Origin of the sequence: Rhizobium sophoriradicis (assembly GCF_003939025.1) — a bacterium.
Lineage (GTDB): Bacteria > Pseudomonadota > Alphaproteobacteria > Rhizobiales > Rhizobiaceae > Rhizobium > Rhizobium sophoriradicis.
This window is the reverse complement of the sequence record NZ_RQIH01000003.1, coordinates 141422-163107: the sequence shown is the minus strand read 5'-3', so window position 1 is coordinate 163107 and position 21686 is coordinate 141422. Positions and strand designations below refer to the sequence as shown.

General features: G+C 61.8%; 18 protein-coding genes and 1 riboswitch. Of the genes, 12 read left to right on the top strand and 6 right to left on the bottom strand.

Annotated features, from left to right (window positions below; translation table 11 throughout):
• Window positions 1-165 precede the first annotated feature (165 nt).
• A complete protein-coding gene (locus tag EFR00_RS05385; RefSeq protein ID WP_077989255.1) occupies window positions 166-1845 on the top strand; it encodes an NAD+ synthase in 1680 nt (559 codons plus the stop codon).
• Window positions 1846-1926: 81 nt separating this feature from the next.
• Window positions 1927-2754 carry a TolB family protein gene (locus EFR00_RS05380; protein ID WP_077989254.1) on the top strand — a complete coding sequence of 276 codons (828 nt, stop codon included), beginning with the start codon at window positions 1927-1929 and terminating at the stop codon, window positions 2752-2754.
• Here EFR00_RS05380 and EFR00_RS05375 read toward each other — a convergent pair.
• Window positions 2751-3818 (bottom strand): 3-deoxy-7-phosphoheptulonate synthase, encoded by a 1068-nt coding sequence (locus tag EFR00_RS05375; protein ID WP_009994771.1) that lies wholly within the window; start codon window positions 3816-3818, stop codon window positions 2751-2753. The two genes, EFR00_RS05380 and EFR00_RS05375, sit on opposite strands and share 4 nt — an antisense overlap.
• A gap of 371 nt (window positions 3819-4189) precedes the next feature.
• Window positions 4190-4375: riboswitch (cobalamin riboswitch) on the top strand.
• Between the two features lie 42 nt (window positions 4376-4417).
• Here EFR00_RS05375 and bluB point away from each other — a divergent pair.
• Window positions 4418-5107: a 5,6-dimethylbenzimidazole synthase gene (bluB, locus tag EFR00_RS05370; protein ID WP_077989253.1), complete on the top strand. Its 690-nt coding sequence runs from the start codon at window positions 4418-4420 to the stop codon at window positions 5105-5107.
• Window positions 5108-5110: 3 nt separating this feature from the next.
• On the opposite strand, the gene EFR00_RS05365 is transcribed toward bluB, so the two are convergent.
• Both EFR00_RS05365 and EFR00_RS05360 read right to left on the bottom strand, forming a co-directional pair.
• Window positions 5111-6208 carry a DUF2865 domain-containing protein gene (locus EFR00_RS05365; RefSeq protein ID WP_077989252.1) on the bottom strand — a complete coding sequence of 366 codons (1098 nt, stop codon included), beginning with the start codon at window positions 6206-6208 and terminating at the stop codon, window positions 5111-5113.
• Between the two features lie 192 nt (window positions 6209-6400).
• Window positions 6401-6997, bottom strand: a complete 597-nt coding sequence (locus EFR00_RS05360; protein WP_077989251.1) for a demethoxyubiquinone hydroxylase family protein — start codon at window positions 6995-6997, stop codon at window positions 6401-6403.
• A 169-nt stretch (window positions 6998-7166) separates the two neighbouring features.
• On the opposite strand from EFR00_RS05360, the gene EFR00_RS05355 reads away from it, so the two are divergent.
• The gene (locus EFR00_RS05355; protein WP_077989421.1) at window positions 7167-7700 is read left to right on the top strand and encodes a ribonuclease H family protein; all 534 of its coding nucleotides are present in this window, start codon (window positions 7167-7169) and stop codon (window positions 7698-7700) included.
• A gap of 25 nt (window positions 7701-7725) precedes the next feature.
• On the opposite strand, the gene EFR00_RS05350 is transcribed toward EFR00_RS05355, so the two are convergent.
• A complete protein-coding gene (locus EFR00_RS05350) occupies window positions 7726-10038 on the bottom strand; it encodes an NADP-dependent malic enzyme (RefSeq protein WP_038689294.1) in 2313 nt (770 codons plus the stop codon).
• Between the two features lie 438 nt (window positions 10039-10476).
• Here EFR00_RS05350 and EFR00_RS05340 point away from each other — a divergent pair, with 438 nt between their 5' ends.
• Entirely contained in the window at window positions 10477-11916 is a 1440-nt protein-coding gene (locus EFR00_RS05340; RefSeq protein WP_077989420.1) for an FAD-binding oxidoreductase, read from the top strand.
• Window positions 11917-12041: 125 nt separating this feature from the next.
• Here EFR00_RS05340 and EFR00_RS05335 read toward each other — a convergent pair whose 3' ends face one another.
• Window positions 12042-12791: a histidine phosphatase family protein gene (locus tag EFR00_RS05335; protein ID WP_077989250.1), complete on the bottom strand. Its 750-nt coding sequence runs from the start codon at window positions 12789-12791 to the stop codon at window positions 12042-12044.
• A 224-nt stretch (window positions 12792-13015) separates the two neighbouring features.
• On the opposite strand from EFR00_RS05335, the gene EFR00_RS05330 reads away from it, so the two are divergent.
• A complete protein-coding gene (locus tag EFR00_RS05330) occupies window positions 13016-13825 on the top strand; it encodes a UDP-2,3-diacylglucosamine diphosphatase (RefSeq protein ID WP_009996812.1) in 810 nt (269 codons plus the stop codon).
• A gap of 178 nt (window positions 13826-14003) precedes the next feature.
• Window positions 14004-15224: an MFS transporter gene (locus EFR00_RS05325; RefSeq protein ID WP_009996814.1), complete on the top strand. Its 1221-nt coding sequence runs from the start codon at window positions 14004-14006 to the stop codon at window positions 15222-15224.
• Here the strand turns inward: EFR00_RS05325 and dgcA are convergent.
• Complete coding sequence (gene dgcA / locus EFR00_RS05320) at window positions 15176-16159, bottom strand: N-acetyl-D-Glu racemase DgcA (RefSeq protein WP_077989249.1); 984 nt, start codon at window positions 16157-16159, stop codon at window positions 15176-15178. The two genes, EFR00_RS05325 and dgcA, sit on opposite strands and share 49 nt — an antisense overlap.
• A gap of 98 nt (window positions 16160-16257) precedes the next feature.
• Here dgcA and EFR00_RS05315 point away from each other — a divergent pair, with 98 nt between their 5' ends.
• The 5 genes from EFR00_RS05315 to EFR00_RS05295 all read left to right on the top strand — a co-directional run bounded on the left by EFR00_RS05315 (window position 16258) and on the right by EFR00_RS05295 (window position 21684).
• Window positions 16258-17427, top strand: coding sequence for an ABC transporter permease (locus EFR00_RS05315; protein WP_183597634.1), 1170 nt, complete (start codon window positions 16258-16260; stop codon window positions 17425-17427).
• A gap of 1 nt (window position 17428) precedes the next feature.
• A complete protein-coding gene (locus EFR00_RS05310) occupies window positions 17429-18268 on the top strand; it encodes an ABC transporter ATP-binding protein (RefSeq protein ID WP_038689284.1) in 840 nt (279 codons plus the stop codon).
• An 8-nt stretch (window positions 18269-18276) separates the two neighbouring features.
• Complete coding sequence (locus EFR00_RS05305; RefSeq protein ID WP_077989247.1) at window positions 18277-19647, top strand: MlaD family protein; 1371 nt, start codon at window positions 18277-18279, stop codon at window positions 19645-19647.
• A 25-nt stretch (window positions 19648-19672) separates the two neighbouring features.
• Window positions 19673-20284, top strand: a complete 612-nt coding sequence (locus EFR00_RS05300) for an ABC-type transport auxiliary lipoprotein family protein (RefSeq protein WP_009992459.1) — start codon at window positions 19673-19675, stop codon at window positions 20282-20284.
• Between the two features lie 146 nt (window positions 20285-20430).
• The gene (locus tag EFR00_RS05295; RefSeq protein ID WP_077989246.1) at window positions 20431-21684 is read left to right on the top strand and encodes a sensor domain-containing diguanylate cyclase; all 1254 of its coding nucleotides are present in this window, start codon (window positions 20431-20433) and stop codon (window positions 21682-21684) included.
• Window positions 21685-21686 lie beyond the last annotated feature (2 nt).

The following is a 21686-nucleotide window of genomic DNA, read 5'->3' as shown; positions in this document are numbered from 1 at the left end:
ATGCAGTGGATTTCGGCGCCAGTATTCTGCTCCGCCAGGAAATTGCAATGCGGATCGTTGCCGCAAGGTTTTGATGCAGCCGTTCACAAAAATTTCGTCGACGCGATGCAACGCTTTGACAGCGAACGTGTTGCGGTAACGGAAGGCGCAGGCTAAATAAATGACATGACACAGGAAAACGCTCTTTCTGGAATCTTCCGCATCGCCATCGGCCAGCTCAACCCAACGGTCGGTGATGTGGCCGGCAATCTTGCCAAGGCGCGCGAGGCCCGCGCCGATGCTGCCCGGGAGGGTGCGCATCTGCTCGTCCTGACCGAGCTGTTTATCTCCGGCTATCCGCCGGAGGACCTGGTGCTGAAGCCGGCCTTCATCCGCGCTTGCTGGAAGGCAGTTGAGAGCCTGGCCGCCGATACCGCCGACGGCGGACCTGGGGTCGTCATTGGTTTTCCCCGGCAGGACGAGACCGGGCGCTATAACTCCGTCGCTGTGCTCGACGGTGGCAAGGTCGTCGCGGTGCGTGACAAGGTCGATCTGCCAAATTACGGCGAGTTCGATGAGAAGCGCGTCTTCCATCAGGGTGCCATGCCGGGGCCGGTCAATTTCCGCGGAGTGCGCCTGGGCATTCCGATCTGCGAGGATATCTGGGGTGAGCTCGGCGTCTGCGAGACGCTGGCTGAAAGCGGCGCGGAAATCCTGCTGTCGCCGAATGGTTCTCCCTACTACCGCGGCAAGGTCGATATCCGTCATCAGGTGGTGCTGAAGCAGGTGATCGAGACCGGTCTGCCGCTGATATATGCCGCCCAACTCGGCGGCCAGGACGAGCTCGTCTTCGACGGCGCGAGTTTCGCCTTCAATGCCGACAGGTCGCTTGCTTTCCAGATGAGCGAGTTCGAGACGGCGCTTGCGGTGACGACGTGGAAGCGCGGCGAAAGCGGCTGGCACTGCGCCGAAGGGCCGATGGCGCGTATCCCCGAGGATGAGGAGGCCGATTACCGCGCCTGCCTGCTCGGCTTTCGCGATTACGTCAACAAGAACGGCTTCAAGACCGTCGTGCTCGGCCTTTCCGGCGGCATCGACTCGGCGATCTGCGCGGCCATCGCCGTCGATGCGCTCGGCGAGGAGCGGGTGCGCACCGTCATGCTGCCCTACCGCTATACATCGGAGGATTCGCTGAAGGACGCGGCCGATTGCGCCAAGGCGCTGGGCTGCCGCTACGACATCGTGCCGATCGAGCAGCCGGTGACGGGTTTCAGCAGTGCGCTTTCCGATCTCTTCGAGGGCACTGAGAGCGGCATCACCGAGGAGAACCTGCAGAGCCGCGCGCGCGGCGTCATCCTGATGGCGATCTCCAACAAGTTCGGCGCGATGGTGGTGACGACGGGCAACAAATCGGAAATGTCGGTCGGTTACGCCACGCTCTATGGCGACATGAACGGCGGCTTCAACCCGATCAAGGACCTCTACAAGATGCAGGTCTATGCGCTGGCCCGCTGGCGCAACGAGAATGTGCCGCCGAGTGCGCTGGGGCCATCGGGCGAGGTGATCCCGCAGAACATCATCGACAAGGCGCCGTCCGCCGAGCTGCGTCCCGATCAGAATGACCAGGATTCGCTGCCGCCCTATCCTGTTCTCGACGATATCCTCGAATGCCTGGTCGAGAAGGAGATGGCGGTCGAAGAGATCGTCGCACGCGGCCATGATGTGGCGATCGTTCACCGCGTCGAGCACCTGCTCTATCTGGCCGAATACAAGCGTCGGCAGTCGGCGCCGGGCGTGAAGATCACCAAGAAGAATTTCGGCCGCGACCGGCGTTATCCCATCACCAACCGGTTCCGTGATCGCTGAAGCGATCGAGACCGTTACCCAATCGAGATCGTTAGGATGATCGGGATCGCTAGCACGATCGAGAGGTCAGGAGGAGCATTGATGCGCAGCTCGGTCGAGATCTACAATGTCAGGACGGGCAGGGCGCGTGAGGTGTGGCAGACAGATCGGCTGGTGGAAGCGCCGAATTATGCTCCCGACGGCTCCTATCTGCTGCTGAACGGTGACGGGCTGCTCTTCCGGCTGCCGCTCGATGACGGCGAGGTTGTTCAGGTCGATACCGGCTTTGCCGTCAACTGCAATAATGATCACGGCATTTCGCCCGACGGGACCGAGATCGTCATTTCCGACAAGAGCGAGTTCGGCAAGTCAGCGATCTATATCCTGCCGATCGACGGCGGAACTCCGCGGCTCGTCACCCGGAACCAGCCATCCTACTGGCATGGCTGGTCGCCTGATGGCCGCCAGCTCGCCTATTGCGGCATCCGCGACGATCTCTTCGACATCTATACGATCTCCGTCGACGGCGGCGCCGAAACGCGGCTGACGCATGGCGAGGGCCGCAATGATGGGCCGGATTATTCCGCCGACGGGCAATGGATCTATTTCAACTCCAGCCGCACCGGCCTGATGCAGATCTGGCGCATCCATCCCGATGGCACCGGCCTCGAACAGGTGACCTCGGACAATTACGGCAACTGGTTCGCGCATCCATCGCCCAAGAACGACAAGGTGCTGATCCTGTCCTACGACCCCAGCGTTTTCGACCATCCGCGTGATCTCGATGTGCGGCTGCGGCTGATGGACATGGACGGCGGCAATCTGAAGACACTGTTCGAGCTTTTCGGCGGGCAGGGCACGATCAACGTGCCCTGCTGGTCTCCTGACGGCGAAGAATTCGCCTATGTCAGATACTTCCCGGCCGGTTAAGCTGCGGCCGCCGCCTTGCGCCGTTCGCGGGCGGAAACGGCGAGGTCTTCCAGCACGGCGACCGACATATCCCAATCGATGCAGCCGTCGGTGATGGACTGGCCGTAGACGAGCGGCTTGCCGGGGACGAGATCCTGGCGGCCGGCGACGAGGTTGCTCTCGATCATCATGCCTTTGATGTGGCGATTGCCTGCGGTGATCTGTGCGGCGACGTCCTTGACCACATGCGGCTGGTTCATCGGGTCCTTGTTGCTGTTGGCATGGCTGGCATCGATAAGGATGCGCGGGAGAACACCGAGCTTGACGGCTTCGCCGACGACAGCTTGAACATCGGCCGCTTCATAGTTCGGCCGCCTGCCGCCGCGCAGGATGATGTGGCAGTCCTCGTTGCCCTTTGTTGAGGCAATGGCAGCCTGCCCGTCCTTGGTGACGGCGGGGAAGTGATGCGGCTGCGAGGCGGCGAGGATGGCATCGAGCGCGACGCGTGCGCCGCCATCCGTGCCGTTCTTGAAGCCGATCGGGCAGGAGAGGCCGGAGGCGAGCTGGCGATGGATCTGGCTTTCGGTCGTGCGGGCGCCGATCGCCCCCCAGCTGACGAGGTCGGTAATGTATTGCGGCGTGATCGTCTCGAGGAATTCGACACCGGCGGGCAGGCCCATCGCATTGATGTCGAGCAGCAGGCGCCGGGCAATCCGAAGCCCTTCCTCGATGCGGTAGCTGCCATCGAGATGCGGGTCGTTCATCAGACCCTTCCAGCCGACCGTGGTGCGGGGCTTTTCGAAATAGACGCGCATGACGATTTCGAGATCACCGGAGAAGCGCTGCCTCTGTCGCACCAACCGCTCGGCATATTCGCGGGCGGCGGCAGGATCGTGGATAGAGCAGGGGCCGATGACGACGATCAGGCGGTCGTCCTTTCCCTCCAGAATCTTATGGATCGCATTGCGGTTACTGGTCACCGTCTCGCTGACGTCAGCGGTTCGGGGAATTTCCGCGAGGATATCGGCGGGTTTGGTCAGTGGGGTGATTTCGAGGATACGCAGATCGTCGATGGTATCGGACACGGTGTGGCTCCTGTTTGGTCATACCGTGCGGAAACAAAAAAGCCGCCAGGTAGACTAGCGGCTGTTCGGGTTGTCGTCGCGTCGACTTCAGTTACGCATGGACCCGCATCCGCTGGGAGCAGCGGTACCAATAAAATCGCGAGGCGTAGACGGAAGTGATCGACATGCGGCGTGTTTAGCGTGGCGGCCTCCCGTTGTCACGCAGAATCTGGCGGCCTGAAAGAGGGCTCCGGCGTGCAGCAATCCGTCTTCTGGCGGCAAGTTTCTTCAATGCATTTGCAAGCGTGGTCGTGACCAGCTGCTGGCTGTGCACTGGCCCGTCAGCGGGCAAATCGCTGTGCTGCCGGCGCTTGCCCGCGAAGTGCTTTCCTGAAATAGATGCTTCGTCAGGTGCCCGCTTTCGCGCGGGAGAATCGGGAATCCGGTGGAAGACCGGAACGTGCCCAACGCTGTAAGGCCGACGCCTGCCGCTTCATCATGCCACTGGCTTTTGCCGGGAAGGCTGCGGCAGACGGATGACGCCGAGTCAGAAGACCGGCCTGGCAAGATAGACCCAACCCGCGCGGACGGCGGGCGGTTGCGTTGTTGGGGATTTGACGATGCGACCCTTTGATGAGGATGCCATGTCGGCGGCATCCGGTTTTTCTCTGGCCGAACGCGAGGCCGTGTATCACGCGATCATGACGCGACGCGACGTGCGCAGCCAGTTCCTGCCCGATCCCTTGCCGGACGATGTCGTGGCGCGGCTCTTGACGGCCGCCCATCACGCCCCCTCCGTCGGCTTCATGCAGCCGTGGAACTTCATCCTGGTGAAGAGCGAAGCCGTGCGGGCGCGCATCCGGGACGCTTTTGCACAGGCCAACGAAGAGGCGGCACTGATGTTTGACGGCGAGCGGCGGCAGGCGTACCGCTCTCTCAAGCTCGAAGGCATCGTCGAGGCGCCGCTCGGCATATGCGTTACCTGCGATCCCACGCGCAGCGGCAGCGTCGTGCTGGGCCGCACGCACAATCCGCGGATGGATAGCTATTCGACGGTGTGCGCCATCCAGAACCTCTGGCTTGCGGCGCGCGCCGAAGGAATCGGCATCGGCTGGGTCAGCATCTTTCGCGAAGGCGAGCTGAAAACCATTCTCGGCATACCCGATCATATAGAGGTGGTCGCCTGGCTCTGCGCAGGCTTCGTTGACCGGCTGTATGACGAGCCGGAGCTTTCCGTCAAAGGCTGGCGCCAGCGCCTACCGCTCGAGGAGCTCGTCTTCCACGATGGCTGGGGACGGAGCGAGCCGTAGCGGTCACTGCTGTTGCGGCTGCGGGCCAGGTGTTGCCGGGTTGGCAAGATCGATCGAACCCTGGTCGCCTGCGAGGAATTGCGGGCCAACCTGCCGGACCTTGTTTTGCGCAGGGTCATAGGGACGCTCCGGGACTGACGGCCGGGGTGCCGTTGGCGCAGCCGCGGTATCTTTCGCCGGCGGATTGGTGCGGATCGTCGTGATCGAGCTCTGCTGCTGCGGTTCGCTCAGGGCCTGCTTGCCGCGCATCTCTTCGTAATAGGCGGCGAGATTGCAGGCGCAGGCATTTTTCTCGCCGGGCGCGCGGTTCTTATAGGCGAAGGCGTTCTGCATAGCGCTGTAGGGTGTGCCGGTTGCCACCGAAATCATGTTCGCGGCTTCCGTGCTCCTTACGTCGCGATAGAAAAGCTCGGTCTCGATGCCGGGGCACATCTTGGCGCAGGTCTCAGCATCGCGGCCGAAATCGACCGAAATGGCGTTCGAGCTGATCGGGAAGAAGCCGCCGTCGCAGCTGCGCACGCAGATGGTGCTGACCGGCGACATCATCTCGGCCCGCGGCAGGTCATAACGCGGATCGAACTCTTCACCGCCGCCGAGCGGAATGAAGGTATCGCCGCGCATCGCCTGTTCCTCGATGCTCGGGGCAGGATCGTTGGCGCTGCGATCGGACGGGGCGTAGAAATTCTCGCTGTTGCAGCCATTGCGCTCAAGAGCTGCCATCAGTTCGCGGCGCCCGCCGTCATCACCGCCCTGACTGCGCAGTTCGGCGCGACGATCCTGGAGATAGCGGATATTGTCGATCATCCGGGCTTCGGCCTGCGAGAGCTCGTCGCAATAATCGGCATTCTCGCCGCCGATCACCACCATGCTGCCCGAGGTGCAACCGTAGCTGCGCAGGTCGTTGCGGACCTTGCGCAGCTCGAGGTTCTGCTCGGCGATGGCACCAGCAAACTGGCGCGCTTCCAGACCATTGCCGTTGCCGATCGATCGCGGCAGGTCGGCGAGGCGACCGCGCAGGTCGTCGCAGATGGCGCTCGTCTGCGCGGCGACGGGCGTCGCGAAGGCAACGAGAAGCACAAAAGACAGGTTTCGGCGTTTCACGGCGTCGTCCCGGAATGAGCAAACGGTTGGTGGTCGATGCGACGTCACTTCGCCGCGCGTTTCCTCTTAGCGTGTTTCTCTTAATAAGCTCAGAGAAATTCTTAGCGTATTTTCGCGATCTTATCCAGCAGAGGCCGGCGATTCCACGCGTCGCGCCAGACGTCGCTCGCGGACAGATCCGGTCGCGGACTGTCAGATCTGCTTCGAGCGCGCCATTTCGGCGTGCATCCAGCTTGAGTCTCCCCATGTCGAGAGCCAGATCATCAAATCGGTGAGTGCGGCGATGACGGGCAGGAGCAGTGTGTGGCTCATTCCGCGTGCGGTCTGGTTTTTCTCGGCCTCCCTGAGATGAGCCAATTCTTCCTCTTGAATGGAGGCAATAAGGCCATGAAGCTCGGGGTCTCCGGCCGCCAGAAAGGCCAATTGACCCTCAAGGTGACGGTGAACAGTGCTTTCAACCGCCTCGGTACAGATCCAGACCATGTTACGTCCACCGAGGGCAGTCAGGAAACCCAGCAGGTAACCGCCGAGGCTCCAGAATGCCATGACGCGGCATGGCCTGGCCTTCCTGGACGGCATCGCGTCGCGAAACAGGCGGCAATGCTTGATCTCGTCATCTCGCATATCGCGGAGTGCAGGAACGATGTCGGGAAACAGCCTACGGGCCATCCAGATCTGTGCGCCATAAATGCGTATTGCGCCGAATTCGCCAGCATGATTGACCTTGAGAATACGACGTACGGTTACGGTTCGATCGCGCTTACCGGCGTTGCTCAACGGATTGTCCATGATCCACGCTGCCCCATAGTTCCCCCCTCGGCAATAGGCACCACTGCCGCTACTATCGTCAATGGTCGACACAATCGACGGGGTGCATTCCGCGTCAAGCGGCGCGCAGACCGTCGCGATAGGCGCTGGTCTGGGCGGCGAGCGTAGCAAAGGCGGGAGCGAGGCGAGAATGATAGGCATCTTTAACGAACTTAGCTTGCCTGGAGCAACCGGCCGGATGCGCGAAGCTCAACACGGCCTTCACATCTTCGTAGACGGTTGTTACGAACCCGGTTCCCAACACGGCGGCTGGGCATTTGTCACCTATCGCGATGCAGTGGAGATCGCCTCCGGATTCGGTGGCGTCCAGGAGTCGGCCAATAATTCGATGGAATTGACCGCCGTCCTGAAGGCCGCAATCTGGATCAATAGCGAAGCAGCCGGCGAAGCTGCGACCATCTGGTCCGATTCCGTCTATGCCGTCAAAGGCTGCAACAGCCGGCGACATATCTGGAAAAACAACGGCTGGAAGAAGAGCAGCCCGAATGGAAATGCTCGAAGGCGAACGATCGACAATGCGGAACTGTGGAAGGCAGTCGATCTTCAACTATCCCAGAACGCCCTGGTGACCGTTACCTGGTGCAAAGGCCATTCCGGTATTGCCGGCAACGAACGCGCCGATGCGCTCGCGGATAAAGGGCGCCTGTCGATCCGGGCTGCCTGATATTGCCGGGTTGCTAGCAGCCGGCTTAAGCCGGCTGCGATGCCTCGACGACGGCCAATGCCGCCATGTTGACGACGCCGCGGGAGGTGACCGAGGGCGCGAGGATGTGGGCGGGCATGGCGGCACCCAGCAGGATCGGTCCGACATGCAGTCCATCCGTCATCGATTTGACCACGCCAAGCGTGATGTTGGCGGCATCGAGGTTCGGGAAGACCAGCAGGTTCGCCTCGTCGTGCAGCGTCGTGTGCGGCATGACGCGCTTGCGCAGGGCTTCGGAGATGGCGCTTTCACCGTGCATTTCACCATCGACCTCGAGATCGGGGGCGGCGTCGCGCACGAGCTGCAGGGCATTGCGCATCTTGGTGGCGCTTTCGGATTCGCGCGAGCCGAAGTTGGAATGCGAGACGAGGGCAGCGCGCGGGGTGATTCCGAAACGGCGGATTTCCTCGGCCGCCATCACCGTCGCCTCGGCGATCTCTTCGGCGCTCGGATTGAAGGTGACGTAGGTGTCGGTGAAGAAGGTGGCGCCGCGCTGCGAGATCATCAGGCTGAGCGCGGAGAAATCGCGCACGTCCTTGCGCTTGCCGATGATCTGGCGCACATCGCGCAGATGCTTTTCATAGCGGCCTTCGAGGCCGCAGATCAGCGCATCGGCCTCGCCGCGCCTCAGCGCCAGCGCGCCGATGACCGTCGTGTTGGTGCGCACGATGGTGCGGGCGGCTTCGGGAATGACGCCGCGGCGGCCGACGAGCGAGAAATAGAGATCGACATATTCGCGGAAGCGCGGGTCGTCTTCCGGATTGATCACCTCGAAATCCTGCAGCGGCCGAATGCGCAGGCCGTAGCGCTTGAGCCGCGTTTCGATGACCTGCGGACGGCCGATCAGGATCGGTTTGGCCAGGCCTTCCTCAAGCAGCACCTGGGCGGCGCGCAGCACGCGCTCGTCTTCGCCTTCGGAGAAGATGACGCGCTTGCGCTCGGCGGCCTTGGCCGCAGTGAAGATCGGCTTCATGACAAAGCCGGAGCGGAAAACGAAGCGGTTCAGCTGATCCAAATAGGCGTCGAAATCCTGGATCGGGCGGCGGGCGACACCGCTCTGTTCGGCGGCCTTGGCGACGGCCGGCGCGATGCGCAGGATGAGGCGCGGATCGAAAGGCGAGGGGATCAGATAATCCGGGCCGAAGACCGGGGTCTCGCCGGAATAGGCGCGGGCGGCGACATCGGACGGCTCTTCGCGGGCAAGCGCTGCGATGGCACGCACGGCCGCCATCTTCATTTCCTCGTTGATCGTCTCAGCGCCGCAATCGAGCGCGCCGCGGAAGATATAGGGGAAGCAGAGGACGTTATTGACCTGGTTGGCGAAATCCGAGCGGCCGGTGCAGATCATCGCATCCGGACGGGCGGCGCGGGCGAGATCCGGCATGATCTCCGGCGTCGGATTGGCAAGCGCCATGATCAGCGGCTTGTCGGCCATCTGTGCCAGCAGTTCCGGCTTGAGGACGCCGGCGGCGGAAAGGCCGAGGAAGACATCGGCGCCGCCAATGTTTTCAGCAAGTGTGCGCGTATCGCTCTTCTGGGCGTAGACGGCCTTCCACTCATCCATCAACTCGGTGCGGCCCTCATAGACCAGGCCTTCGAGGTCATGGACCCAGATGTTTTCGCGCTTGGCACCGAGGGTTACCAGCAGGTTCAAGCAGGCAAGGGCGGCGGCACCCGCGCCGGATGCGACGATCTTGACGTTCTCGATCGCCTTGCCGGCAAGTTCGAGCCCGTTCAAGATCGCGGCGGCGACGATGATTGCCGTGCCGTGCTGGTCGTCGTGGAAGACCGGGATCTTCATCTTCTCGCGCAGACGCCGCTCGACCTCGAAACATTCCGGCGCCTTGATGTCTTCGAGATTGATGCCGCCAAAGGTCGGCTCCAAGGAGCTGACGGTCGAGACCATCTGTTCGACGCTCGCCGCGTCGATCTCGATGTCGAAAACGTCGATGCCGGCGAATTTCTTGAAGAGCACGGCCTTGCCCTCCATGACCGGCTTCGAAGCCAGCGGGCCGATATTGCCGAGGCCGAGCACGGCGGTGCCGTTGGAGATGACGGCGACGAGATTGGCGCGGGATGTGTAGTCGGCCGCCGTTTCGGGGTTGTCGCGAATGGCAAGGCAGGGGGCGGCAACGCCCGGCGAATAGGCGAGCGCGAGGTCGCGCTGGTTGCCGAGCGGCTTGGTCGCCTGGATCTCCAGCTTGCCGGGGCGGGGATAGCGATGGAAGAACAGCGCCTGCTCGTCGAGATCGCCGCTCGTCAGGTTCTTGTCCGTCTTGGATTTATCCTGGTGATCCATTGCCGCCTCCGTGCACGTCTTTTTCTGGAGTTCCCTCCATACATCAATCGGATACTGGCGACAGTATGGAAATGGGGGATGGACGAAGTTTTCGTCGAGAGGGTATGCCGTGGATACCGCCCTCTGCCCTGCCGGGCATCTCCCCCACAAGGAGGGAGATCGGCAGGAGGCTGGATCATCGTTCCCTCTCTACGCATCGGCATATTCGTGCGGTAATTGCTTGAGCAAGCCATCGCGCCCATTCAATCTCCCCACCTGTGGGGGAGATGCCCGGCAGGGCAGAGGGGGTATCCACGGCACACCTAAACCTTCTTTTGCGTGGAGCCTCATCGCGGCGGTGGCAACGAGCTAATCCTTTTGGAAAACTTGTTTGGCGACCACTGCGGGCGCAATATGCCGGCCGCGACGGTGCGGGGCGCCGGTCGCAGGGAGGAAATCATGGACAATTTGAACCTGACGACCCTGCAAAGCGGGCAGACGATGGTCAATGACGTGGCCATGGATGCTTTTGCCGCTGGATTTCGCGGCAATCTTCTGACCAGCAAGGATACGGATTACAACGAGGCTCGGGCGATCTGGAACGCGATGATCGACCGTCGGCCTGGGTTGATCGCGCGTTGCGCCGGGGCGGCCGACGTCGTGCGCGCGGTACGGTTTGCCCGCGACAACAATCTGCTCGTTTCGGTGCACGGCGGCGGCCACGGCATTGCCGGCAACGCCATGTGCGAAGGAGGCATCGTCATCGATCTGTCGACGATGAAGTCGGTCCGGGTCGATCCCGAGATACGCCGCGCCAGAGTCGAGCCGGGCGCCACGCTTGGCGACGTCGACAAGGAAACGTTGGCCTTCGGGCTGGTGCTGCCGACAGGCATCAATTCGACGACCGGCATCGCCGGCCTGACGCTCGGCGGCGGTTTCGGCTGGCTGACACGGAAATTCGGGCTGACCCTCGACAATCTGGTTTCGGTGGATGTGGTGACGGCCGACGGCGAACTGGTCAAAGCGAGCGAAACGGAAAGGCCGGATCTCTTCTGGGCGCTGCGTGGCGGCGGCGGCAATTTTGGCGTCGTCACCTCCTTCGAATTCCAGCTCAACCCGCTGCATTCCGAGGTTCTTGCGGGGCTGGTCGTGCATCCCTTCGCTGATGCGGAGAAGGTGCTGCGGGAGTATCGCCAGGCGCTGGACGCGGCACCCGATGAACTGACCTGCTGGGTGGTGATGCGCCAGGCGCCGCCGCTGCCTTTCCTGCCGGCCGAATGGCACGGTAAGGAGATCGTGGTCCTCGCCATGTGCTATTGCGGAGATATAACGGCGGGGGAAAAGGCGACGGCCAGATTGCGGGCGATCGGCAAACCGATTGCCGATGTCGTCGGTCCGGTGCCGTTTACCGGCTGGCAGCAGGCATTCGATCCGCTTCTGACAGCTGGCGCGCGCAATTACTGGAAGAGCCAGGATTTCGCTTCCCTCTCGGATGCGGCGATCGACGTCCTGCTCAACGCCGTGCGCAAGCTGCCGGGGCCGGAATGCGAAATATTCATCGGCCATGTCGGTGGGGCCGCCGGCCGTATTCCCACCGAAGCCACCGCCTTTCCGCAGCGCAGCTCGCATTTTGTCATGAACGTGCATGCGCGCTGGCGGGAAGCGGGAATGGATGCAAGCTGCATTGGCTGGGCGCGCGAGCTCTTCGAGGCAACCAAGCCGCATGCTGTGGGTACGGCCTATATCAACTTCATGCCGGAGGATGAGACGGATCGGGTCGAGATGGCTTATGGCGCCAAATATGCGCGTCTCGCTGAAATCAAGCTGCGCTATGATCCGAACAACCTGTTCCGCATGAACCAGAATGTGAAACCGCTGGCGGCTGTGCGGGCCGCCTGATTGGTGCAGTCAGGCGACTGTCAAAACCCTTCCCCACACGGGGGGAGGGACTAGTTGTGCGCGCCAGCTTGAGCAGACATCGGAAAGATGAAATGGATCCGAGCCTCATCTTTCCACTCAGCTAACTAGCCTCCAAGCCTCGGCGCGAGCGTGACATCGGCACCATGGGCATCGCGCAGATCGCCTTCATGTCCAGGCAGCCGGTCGGCCGCCCGGTGCAGCAGGATCGACGCATAGCCTTGCGAGCGCGTGCCCTCGATCAGCGTGATGTCGGCATTTCCGGGATTGTCGGAGCGCTCGAACCATCCGACAGGGTGGTGCAGGAAGTTCATTTCGACCGCCCGATTGGTAACGCCATGGCCGACAATGGCGATGTTATGGTCGTCGTTCTCGCCGTCGCGCATCACCGTCTGGAGGAAGAGCCGCACCCGTTGAGCGACGTCCGCCCGGCTCTCGCCATCGGGTGGACGCGCATAAAACTTGCCGCTATTGCTGCGCAGCCGCGCCCATTTTTCGAATTCCTCGGGAAATTTTTGTTTCCTCTCGGCATGGTCGTAGATTTCGGTAAAGAGGCCGAAATCCTGCTCGCGCAGCAGATAATCTTCCCTGACATCGCCGACGAAATCTTCCGGAAGGGCATCGAGCAAAGCGTCCTTGCTCTGTCGTGTTCTTAGAAACGGCGAGTACCAGATGCGCAGCTTCTGAAATCCGTTGTCGGGCAATCCCCGCAGATAGGATGTGATCACGCAGCCGGCCTCCAAAGCCTGCCGGTAGCCCCATTGCGTCAGTGGCACGCTGTGGTCGCCGAACTGCCGATAGGCCCGTTCATCGATGTTGCCGAGGGATTCGCCGTGGCGAACGAGAAAAAGGCGCATCAGCCGTCCCCGCATTGTCGGACGTGGAATCGCCGCATCATGAACGCGAGCGATGCGCGGGGCAACATTGCAGGAAGGCGATTCCTGCCCCGACGATTGACTTATTGCCGTTGGGATAACCAGCGGTGCAGGCCTTTTCCCCAGTCTGTCATCTTCCTGAAACACGAGTCTGGTTTTGGAAGGCTATATGAAAGATGGGGCATGAGCCGTAGCTCGTGATAGACATGATGGAACCCAGACATTTCCGCACGCTCTTCATTTCCGATGTGCATCTCGGCTCGAAGGCCGCGAAGGCTGATTTCCTCCTGGACTTCCTGCGCTACCACGAAGCCGATACGATCGTGCTCGTCGGCGACATCGTCGATGGCTGGCGCCTGAAGCGCAGCTGGTATTGGCCGCAGGTCTGCAACGATGTCGTCCAGAAGCTCTTGCGCAAGGCACGCAAGGGCACGCGCGTCGTCTATATCCCCGGCAATCACGACGAGTTCCTGCGCGATTTTCCGGGCATGCATTTCGGAGGCATCGAGGTCGTCGAGCGGATGATGCATGACGGCGCCGACGGCAAGAAATACCTGATCCTGCATGGCGACGAGTTCGACGTCGTCGTTCGCAATGCCCGCCTGCTCGCCTATCTCGGCGACTGGGCCTACGATACGGCGATCCGCATCAACATCCTGCTGGCGGCCGTGCGCCGCCGCCTCGGTATGCCCTACTGGTCTTTCTCGGCCTGGGCCAAGCTGCAGGTCAAGCATGCCGTCAATTTCATCGGGGAATTCGAGCGCGTCGTCGCCGAAGAGGCGCGCAAGAGCGGTGCCGACGGGGTGATCTGCGGTCACATCCACCACGCGATCATCCAGGACATGGACGGCATCCGCTACATCAATACCGGCGATTGGGTCGAAAGCTGCACGGCGGTCGCCGAGCACGAGGACGGCACGTTTGAATTGATCACCTGGCGGGCGCTCGCCAGCACAGTGCCGGCGCTGACCGCGGTCGAGCGCGAAGAGGCGGAGCTGGCACCCCAGGCTGCCTGATTTCGGCTGATTATTTCGTGCCGGCGCGCCCGCGCCGGTACTTTCCAGGAATTTAGCCGGTTCCGTCAGGCGACACGCCCTATTTATTTTCTAAAACGTTTCAGCAGGGCTATTTCTCGCAATAGTCGTATCCGGGGTGGCCGTGGTAGGACAACGTCAGTTTCCTTCAGGTCCCCCCATGATTCCCGTTCACCATTCCCCGACGAGTGAGGGAGCGCCGCCGCGCTTCCGGCTGCTCAGCGCGCTTTCCTATTGTGCGCCGTTGCTGGTCAACGGCATCGTTCTGCCGTTCTTCCCCGTCTGGCTCGCGACCCACAGTTTCAGCGACCATGAGATCGGCATCATCCTTGCCATACCGATGGTGGTCCGGGTGCTGGTGGCGCCCATCGTCGCCATGATCGCCGACCGCTTGAAGGAACGCGCCGATGTGCTGCTGTGGTCGGGTGGCCTGTCGCTGCTGACGGCGATCGCGCTTTACTGGACGACAAGTTTCTGGCCGGTGACGATCGTCTATGCGCTGCAGGGCGCCACCTTCGCGCCGTATCTGCCGGTCGTCGAATCGATCGTCATCTCGGGCGTGCGCCGCTGGGGGCTCGATTACGGGTCGATGCGCGTATGGGGTTCGATCGCCTTCATCGCCTCGACGCTGGTCGGGGGGCAGTTGGTCAGCCGCTGGGGCGGCGGGATGGTGCTCATCGTCATGGTGTTCGGCTTTACCATGACGATCGTCATGGCGATCTTCTGTCCGCGCATCGGGCCGACGCGGCGGCGCGGCCAGCCGATAAACATTCCGGCGGCCACCGGCAGCGGCCTGCGCGAGCCGCATCTGCTGCTGCTTCTGATCGGCGTGGCCATCCAGCAGTCGAGCCATGGGGTGCTCAACACTTTTTCGTCGATCTACTGGCATCAGCTCGGCTTTTCCGGCACCGAAATAGGCCTGCTCTGGAGCGCCGGCGTTGCCTCGGAGGTGACGGTGTTCTTTCTTTCGAAGCGTCTTAACCGGCGCTTCGATGCCTGGACGCTGATCCGCTTCGGCTGCGCCGTCAGCGTCTGCCGCTGGATCCTCTTTCCCATGAACACGGGCTTTGCCGGTTTCTTCCTGCTGCAATGTTTCCACGGCTTCACCTATGCCTTCGTACATACCGGCGTGCAGCGGCGGATCGTGGCGACGGTACAGGAAACGCAGGAATCATCGGCGCAAGGCGCCTATTTCTTCTATGTCGGCATGGCGATGGCGCTGATGACCCTGGCGTCCGGTTATCTCTATGCCTGGCTGGGCGTCGTCAGCTATTACGTCATGGCGCTGGTCGCGCTCTGTGGCCTCGGCATCGTCATCGCAGCCTATTACCTTCAGCCCCAGAGGCTGCTTTCGGGCGGAAAAACCAGGGAGGCAGCGTAACGGAGGCCGGGCTGCCGGTCGCGGGCGAGCAGCAGCGGACCGTCGAGATCGACGAAATCGGCATTCTGGGCGAGCAGCACCGCCGGTGCCATGGCAAGCGAGGTGCCGACCATGCAGCCGATCATGATCGAGAAGCCGAGCCGCTCGGCCTCTGTCTTCATCGCCAGGGCCTCGGTGAGGCCGCCCGACTTATCGAGCTTGATATTGATCGCGTCATAGCGGTCGGCAAGGCTGGCGAGATCGCCGGTATGGTGGACGCTCTCGTCGGCGCAGACGAGCAGCGGGCGGCGGATCTCGGCAAGCAAGGCGTCGCGGCCAGCCGGCAGCGGCTGCTCGACGAGCGTCACACCCGCCTCCGCGGCGATGTTGAGGTGACGTTCCAGCACCGCTTCCGGCCAGCCTTCATTGGCATCGAGGATGATTGCGGCTTCGGGCGCGGCCGCGCGGACGGCGCGGATGCGGCTTTCATCGTCGCCGGTGCCGACCTTGACCTTGAGCAGGGCGCGGCCGGCATGTTCGCGCGCCTGGGCCGCCATCACCTCCGGTTCGCCGAGCGAGATGGTATAGGCTGTCGTCAGCGGTTTCGGATCGGCAATGCCCAGTCGAGACGCGACGCTTTGGCTCATCTGTTTGGCTTCCAGATCCCAGAGGGCGCAATCGACGGCATTGCGCGCAGCGCCGGGCGGCATCGCCGACAGCAGGTCGTGCCGCGAGATGCCTGCCTCGATCAGCGGACGCGCGGCTTCGATCTGGGCAAGAACGCTCTCCATCGTTTCGCCGTAGCGGCGATAGGGCACACATTCGCCATGCCCCTCAGCCCCTTCGTCCGTCAGCGTGCAGGTGATGACCTCAGCCTGCGTCTTTGCGCCGCGGGCGATGGTAAAGCTCCCGGCAATCGGAAAGGAATTCATCTGGATATCAAGGATGCGCGGCATTATTGCTGTCCTGCGAGCATGGAAATTGCACGTTGCTTCTGTATATTGACGCGCCGGGCGACGAACCGCTTCGCGAGTCGGCACTGTCGCTGTAAGCCTTGAAAGACACAAGTATCTTGAACGCCGATAATCGCAACGCTGCCTCGCTTGCCGTGGACGACCAGTCCACAGGTTCGGGACAGCGTGTGCGTCTTAGTGGTAACTGGCGCAGCGCCTATGTGCATCTTGTGCTGCGCGATTTCGAAAAGCTCCTGCACCAGAAGTCCGGTGACCTGACGGTCGATCTGTCTGATATCACCGATATCGATACGGCGGGCATCTGGTTGCTGTGCCGGCTGAAAAAAGAAGCGGAGGCGGCCGGGCGGACGGTTCGCTTCGAAGGCACCAATCCGCATATCGACGAAATGCTGGCGATGTTTTCCGAGGAGCCGGCCAAACCGGAGCCGGAGCCGAGGGAGAAGATCTCCCTTGCTGCGCGCATCCTCGCGCCGATCGGCAAAATGACCTACGACGTCTGGGACAATCTCGCCGCCGCCATGTATATCCTGGGCTCGGCGGTGCGCGGCGCGCAGATGAAATTCGGCCGCGGCAGCGGCGTTTCGCCGGCCTCCATCGTCAATCAGATCGACCATATGGGCGTTCGCGCCGTTCCGATCATCCTGCTGATGTCATTCCTGATCGGAGCGATCATCGCCCAGCAGGGCGCCTTCCAGTTGCGCTATTTCGGCGCGGAAGTCTTTGTCGTCGATCTCGTCGGCATCCTGCAATTGCGCGAAATCGGCGTGCTGCTGACCTCGATCATGATCGCCGGCCGCTCCGGCAGCGCGATCACCGCCGAAATCGGCTCGATGAAGATGCGCGAGGAGATCGACGCGCTGAAGGTGATGGGCCTGAACCCGATCGGCGTGCTGATCTTCCCGCGGCTGGTGGCGCTGACCATCGCGCTGCCGCTGCTGACGGTCTTGGCGAATTTCGCCTCGCTTGCCGGTGCGGCGGCCGTCGCCTGGGGCTATTCCGGCATCACCTTCGCCAACTTCCTGGCGCGCCTGCACGAGGCGGTGACACTGTCGACCGTCCTGTCCGGCATGATCAAGGCGCCGTTCATGGCGCTCGTCATCGGTATCGTCGCCGCCGTCGAAGGGCTGAAGGTCGGCGGCAGCGCCGAATCGCTCGGCCAGCACGTGACGGCCTCTGTCGTGAAGGCGATTTTCGTCGTCATTCTGATGGACGGGCTTTTTGCGATGTTCTATGCAGCGATCAACTTCTAGCATGGCGGACCGCGTGAACGAGCAAGCGATCGAAAGCGAAGGACAGGGCAGGGATGTCGTGCTTTCGGCGCGCAACGTCACCGTCGGGTTTGGCTCGAAGGTGGTGCTCGACAATCTGAACCTCGATATCTATCGCGGCGAAATCCTTGGATTCGTCGGCGCGTCCGGCACCGGCAAATCGGTGCTGATGCGCACGGTGCTCAGGCTACTGCCGCGCCGCTCGGGCACGATCAAGATCCTCGGTCAGGACTTCGATGAACTCGACGAGCCGCAGCGCAACGCGCTCGACATGCGGCTCGGCGTGCTGTTCCAGCAAGGTGCATTGTTCTCGTCGCTGACGGTCAAGGAAAACATTCAGGTGCCGATGCGCGAATATCTCGACCTGCCGCGCTCACTGATGGACGAACTGGCGCATCTGAAGATCCGCATGGTGGGACTGGCGGCCGATGCCGCCGACAAATATCCGTCCGAGCTTTCAGGCGGCATGATCAAGCGCGCCGCCCTTGCCCGCGCCCTGGCGCTCGATCCGGATCTCGTCTTCCTGGACGAACCGACGTCAGGTCTCGATCCGATCGGGGCGGCCGAGTTCGACGAACTGATCGCCAATTTGCGGGATAGTCTGGGACTGACCGTTTATATGGTAACACACGATCTCGACAGCCTGTTTTCTGTCTGTGACCGTATTGCCGTGCTCGGAAAGAAGCGGGTAATGGTGGAAGGCACGATCGACGACATGCTGGCCTATGATGATCCATGGGTGCAGGCCTATTTTAGAGGTAAGCGGGCGCGGTCGATCGTGCCACAGGACAATGGCGCGCGGCACGGCAGCGGCGGGAAGTGACCGGATAGATGGAAACTAAAGCCAATTACACGATTGTCGGTTTTTTCACGGTGCTGGTGATCGCGGCGGCCTTCGGCTTCGTCTACTGGATGGCCGAATATGGCCGCGGAGGCCCGATGACCGAGTTGATCGTGCGGATTCCGGGTTCGGCCAACGGCCTCAGCGTCGGCTCGCCGGTGCGCTTCAACGGTATCCAGATCGGCTCGGTGCAGACATTGTCGATCGATGCCGACGATCCGCAATATTCGCTGGCTTTCACCCAGGTGCGCACCGATGCGCCGATCTACCCGTCGACCAAGGCCGCCCTTGAAATCCAGGGCCTGACCGGGGCTGCCTATATCGAACTCTCGGGCGGTCGCAAGGGCGAGGAAAGCATCCTCCAACATGCGATCGACAATAACAAACGCGCCGTCATCGTCGCCGACCAGTCGAGCGTCACCAATCTTCTCGCCACCGCCGACAAGATCCTCGACCGCGCCAACGACGCCGTCGGCGAACTCCAGGGTTTCATCGAGGATTCGCGCGCTCCGCTGACCCAGACCTTCAAGAATGCGGAGACATTCTCGGACGCGCTTGCCAAGAATTCCGACAATATCGACGCCTTCCTGCAAAGCGTCGGCGAGCTCTCCGATACGGTGAAGGCGGTTTCGGGCCGGGTCGATTCGACTCTCCAAGCTGTGGAATCGCTGGTCAAGGCGGTGGACGCCCAGAAGATCGACCGTATCGTCTCGAATGCCGAAAGGATCACCGCCAACGTCGCCGATGCCTCAGGCGATCTCAGGGGCGCAATCCAGAAGTTCGACGAGACGGCCACCACATTCAACGATTTCGGCAAGCAGGCGCAGGCCACACTCGACCGCGTCGATACACTCGTCGCCCAGATCGATCCGGCCAAGCTCAAGGGGTCGGTCGACGATATCTCGCAGGCGACCAAGGATGCGCGCGCCGCTATCGCTTCGATCCGCGATGTCGCCAACACGGTTTCGGGACGCCAGAAAGATATCGACCAGACGATCCAGGACGTATCGCAGCTTGCCAACAAGCTGAATTCAGCCTCGACCCGCATCGACGGCATTCTCATCAAGGTCGATGCGCTGCTCGGGACCGACAATACACAATCGATGTTCGCGCAAGCGCGGGAAACGCTGGAATCCTTCAAGAAAGTCGCAGACAATCTGAATGCGCGAATCGGGCCGATCGCCGACAATCTGCAGAAGTTCTCGAGCGGCGGCTTGCGCGACGTGCAGACTCTCGTCAACGACATGCGCGGAACAGTGAACAATCTGAACGAGACGATCACCAACTTTGACCGCAATCCGCAACGCCTGATCTTCGGTGGGGACACGGTCAAGCAGTATGACGGCCGGACGCGGCGCTAATAGGGTAAGTCAGGGATAGCCTAATATGGTCGCATCGCATCTGTTGTCGCGCCGTTCATGGATCAGGGGAACGGTGATCGCGCTGCCGCTGACTGCGCTGATCCTTTCCGGGTGCGGCACCGCGGCCAAGAACGACACCTATGACCTGGCGGGCGCCGTCGACGGCGACGGACCCGCAGCCAAAACCCGCCAAATCCTGATTGCCGGTCCGACGGCGCTGAAGGCGCTGGACAGCGAGCAGATCGTCATCCGCGTTTCGCCTTCGGAAATTCAATATCTTTCGCGGGCGCAGTGGGGCGACAGGCTGCCGCGCATCGTGCAATCGAAACTGGTGGAAGCCTTCGAGAATTCCGGCAAGGTCGGCGGCGTTGGCATGCCGGGGCAGGGGCTGGCGATCGACTACCAGATCGTCACCGACATCCGCTCGTTCGAGATCGATGCTTCGAACGGCAATCAGGCGGTGGTCGAAATCTCCGCCAAGATTCTCAACGACCGCAACGGCACCGTGCGCGCCCAGAAGGTGTTCCGCGCCATGGCGCCGGCCGGCGGCGACAATGTCGCTTTCGTCAAGGGGCTCGACCGTGCCTTCGCCGCTGTTGTATCGGAGATCGTCAACTGGACGCTGCGCTCAATCTGAGATGGCGTTTGGCAATCGCTGCCTCCACATCAAGAGTTGCTAATTCTGAAAAAATCTCGTCCCCTGTGGTTGGGGCCGCCGCCGTATTCAAATTTTTCACGAATTTGTGGAACCCATCATGTTAACGCTATCAGGAGGCACGCTGCATGGTGGTTGCACGAGTGTTCGGGAAGTCGTCGCCGGAGGCGATCCAGCGCGAAAACGACCGTTTGGCTGCGCTGCAGCAACTCGATCTCCTCGATACGCCGAGGGACGAAGGCTTCGAGCGGATCGTCCGTCTGATAAAGCAGATCTTTTCCATCGACATCGGCATCATATCCCTGATCGACGGGCACCGGCAGTGGTACAAGGCCTGTTCCGGCCTCGCGGCCGACGAGGTGTCGCTGGAAGATACGTTCTGCCGCTGCGTGGTCGACTGTGACGAACCTGTCATCGTGCAGGATGCCACCAAGGACGCACGATTTTTAAAGCATTCCGCGGTGACCGGCGAGGATCATATCCGGTTTTATGCCGGTGTGCCGCTCAGAACCAAGGCCGGGCATATGATCGGAACAGTTTGCGCGATCGACCGCCAGCCACGATCGTTCGGCAGCAGAGACCTTAGCATTCTCCTGGAACTCGCGGGGGCGGCGATGGACCGCATTGATCTGATGCAGTCGGCCGCTACCGACAGCCTGACCGAGGCGATGACCCGGCGCGCCTTCAAGCAGGAGGCCGATCAGCTTATCTCGCTCGCCCTGCGGCACCAGCACGACCTGTCATGTATCGTCTTCGACATCGACCATTTCAAGCAGGTGAACGACAGGCATGGGCATGCCGCCGGAGACGCAGTCCTCAAGGCGGTGGCATCCGCTTGCAAGGCGACCCTTCGCGCCGGTGATTTGTTCGGACGGATCGGCGGGGAGGAATTCGCCGTCGTGCTGCCGCATGTCGACCGTGAGGGTGCAGTCGCCGTCGCCGAAAAGATCAGAGCCGCTATCGCCTCGCAGCCCTTCCGCAGCGATTATGGTGTCCTGCACGTCACGGCGAGTCTGGGCAGCTCAGCGCTCTCTATCGTCAGCAAGGACATCGAGACCTTGCTGGGGCAGGCGGATGCCGCCATGTATCAGGCCAAACACGGCGGCCGGAATCGCTGCGTATCTTGGAGCTCCATTCACGCCGATCACGCGATCGGCGCTCGCCGGCGGGTGCTGAAGGCAGGTTCGATCCTGTTCAACGATCGGCGCTCGACCATCGACTGCACCGTCAAGTCCATCGGCTCGGAGAGCGCCGGTATCTCGGTTTCCAATACATCGGGCATTCCTGCTGAATTCGTTCTTGCCATTAAAGGAGAAGGCTTCGAAACGAATTGCAGGGTAATTGCGCAAGACCGGCAACACCTGGAAGTGGCGTTCAAATAGAT

Coding starts and splice junctions, on each gene's coding strand:
- EFR00_RS05385 (WP_077989255.1), top strand. CDS start 166: ATGACACAGGAAAACGCTCTTTCTGGAATCTTCCGCATCGCCATCGGC.
- EFR00_RS05380 (WP_077989254.1), top strand. CDS start 1,927: ATGCGCAGCTCGGTCGAGATCTACAATGTCAGGACGGGCAGGGCGCGT.
- bluB (WP_077989253.1), top strand. CDS start 4,418: ATGCGACCCTTTGATGAGGATGCCATGTCGGCGGCATCCGGTTTTTCT.
- EFR00_RS05360 (WP_077989251.1), bottom strand. CDS start 6,997: ATGGACAATCCGTTGAGCAACGCCGGTAAGCGCGATCGAACCGTAACC.
- EFR00_RS05355 (WP_077989421.1), top strand. CDS start 7,167: ATGATAGGCATCTTTAACGAACTTAGCTTGCCTGGAGCAACCGGCCGG.
- EFR00_RS05350 (WP_038689294.1), bottom strand. CDS start 10,038: ATGGATCACCAGGATAAATCCAAGACGGACAAGAACCTGACGAGCGGC.
- EFR00_RS05340 (WP_077989420.1), top strand. CDS start 10,477: ATGGACAATTTGAACCTGACGACCCTGCAAAGCGGGCAGACGATGGTC.
- EFR00_RS05335 (WP_077989250.1), bottom strand. CDS start 12,791: ATGCGCCTTTTTCTCGTTCGCCACGGCGAATCCCTCGGCAACATCGAT.
- EFR00_RS05330 (WP_009996812.1), top strand. CDS start 13,016: ATGATGGAACCCAGACATTTCCGCACGCTCTTCATTTCCGATGTGCAT.
- EFR00_RS05325 (WP_009996814.1), top strand. CDS start 14,004: ATGATTCCCGTTCACCATTCCCCGACGAGTGAGGGAGCGCCGCCGCGC.
- dgcA (WP_077989249.1), bottom strand. CDS start 16,159: ATGCCGCGCATCCTTGATATCCAGATGAATTCCTTTCCGATTGCCGGG.
- EFR00_RS05310 (WP_038689284.1), top strand. CDS start 17,429: ATGGCGGACCGCGTGAACGAGCAAGCGATCGAAAGCGAAGGACAGGGC.
- EFR00_RS05305 (WP_077989247.1), top strand. CDS start 18,277: ATGGAAACTAAAGCCAATTACACGATTGTCGGTTTTTTCACGGTGCTG.
- EFR00_RS05300 (WP_009992459.1), top strand. CDS start 19,673: ATGGTCGCATCGCATCTGTTGTCGCGCCGTTCATGGATCAGGGGAACG.
- EFR00_RS05295 (WP_077989246.1), top strand. CDS start 20,431: ATGGTGGTTGCACGAGTGTTCGGGAAGTCGTCGCCGGAGGCGATCCAG.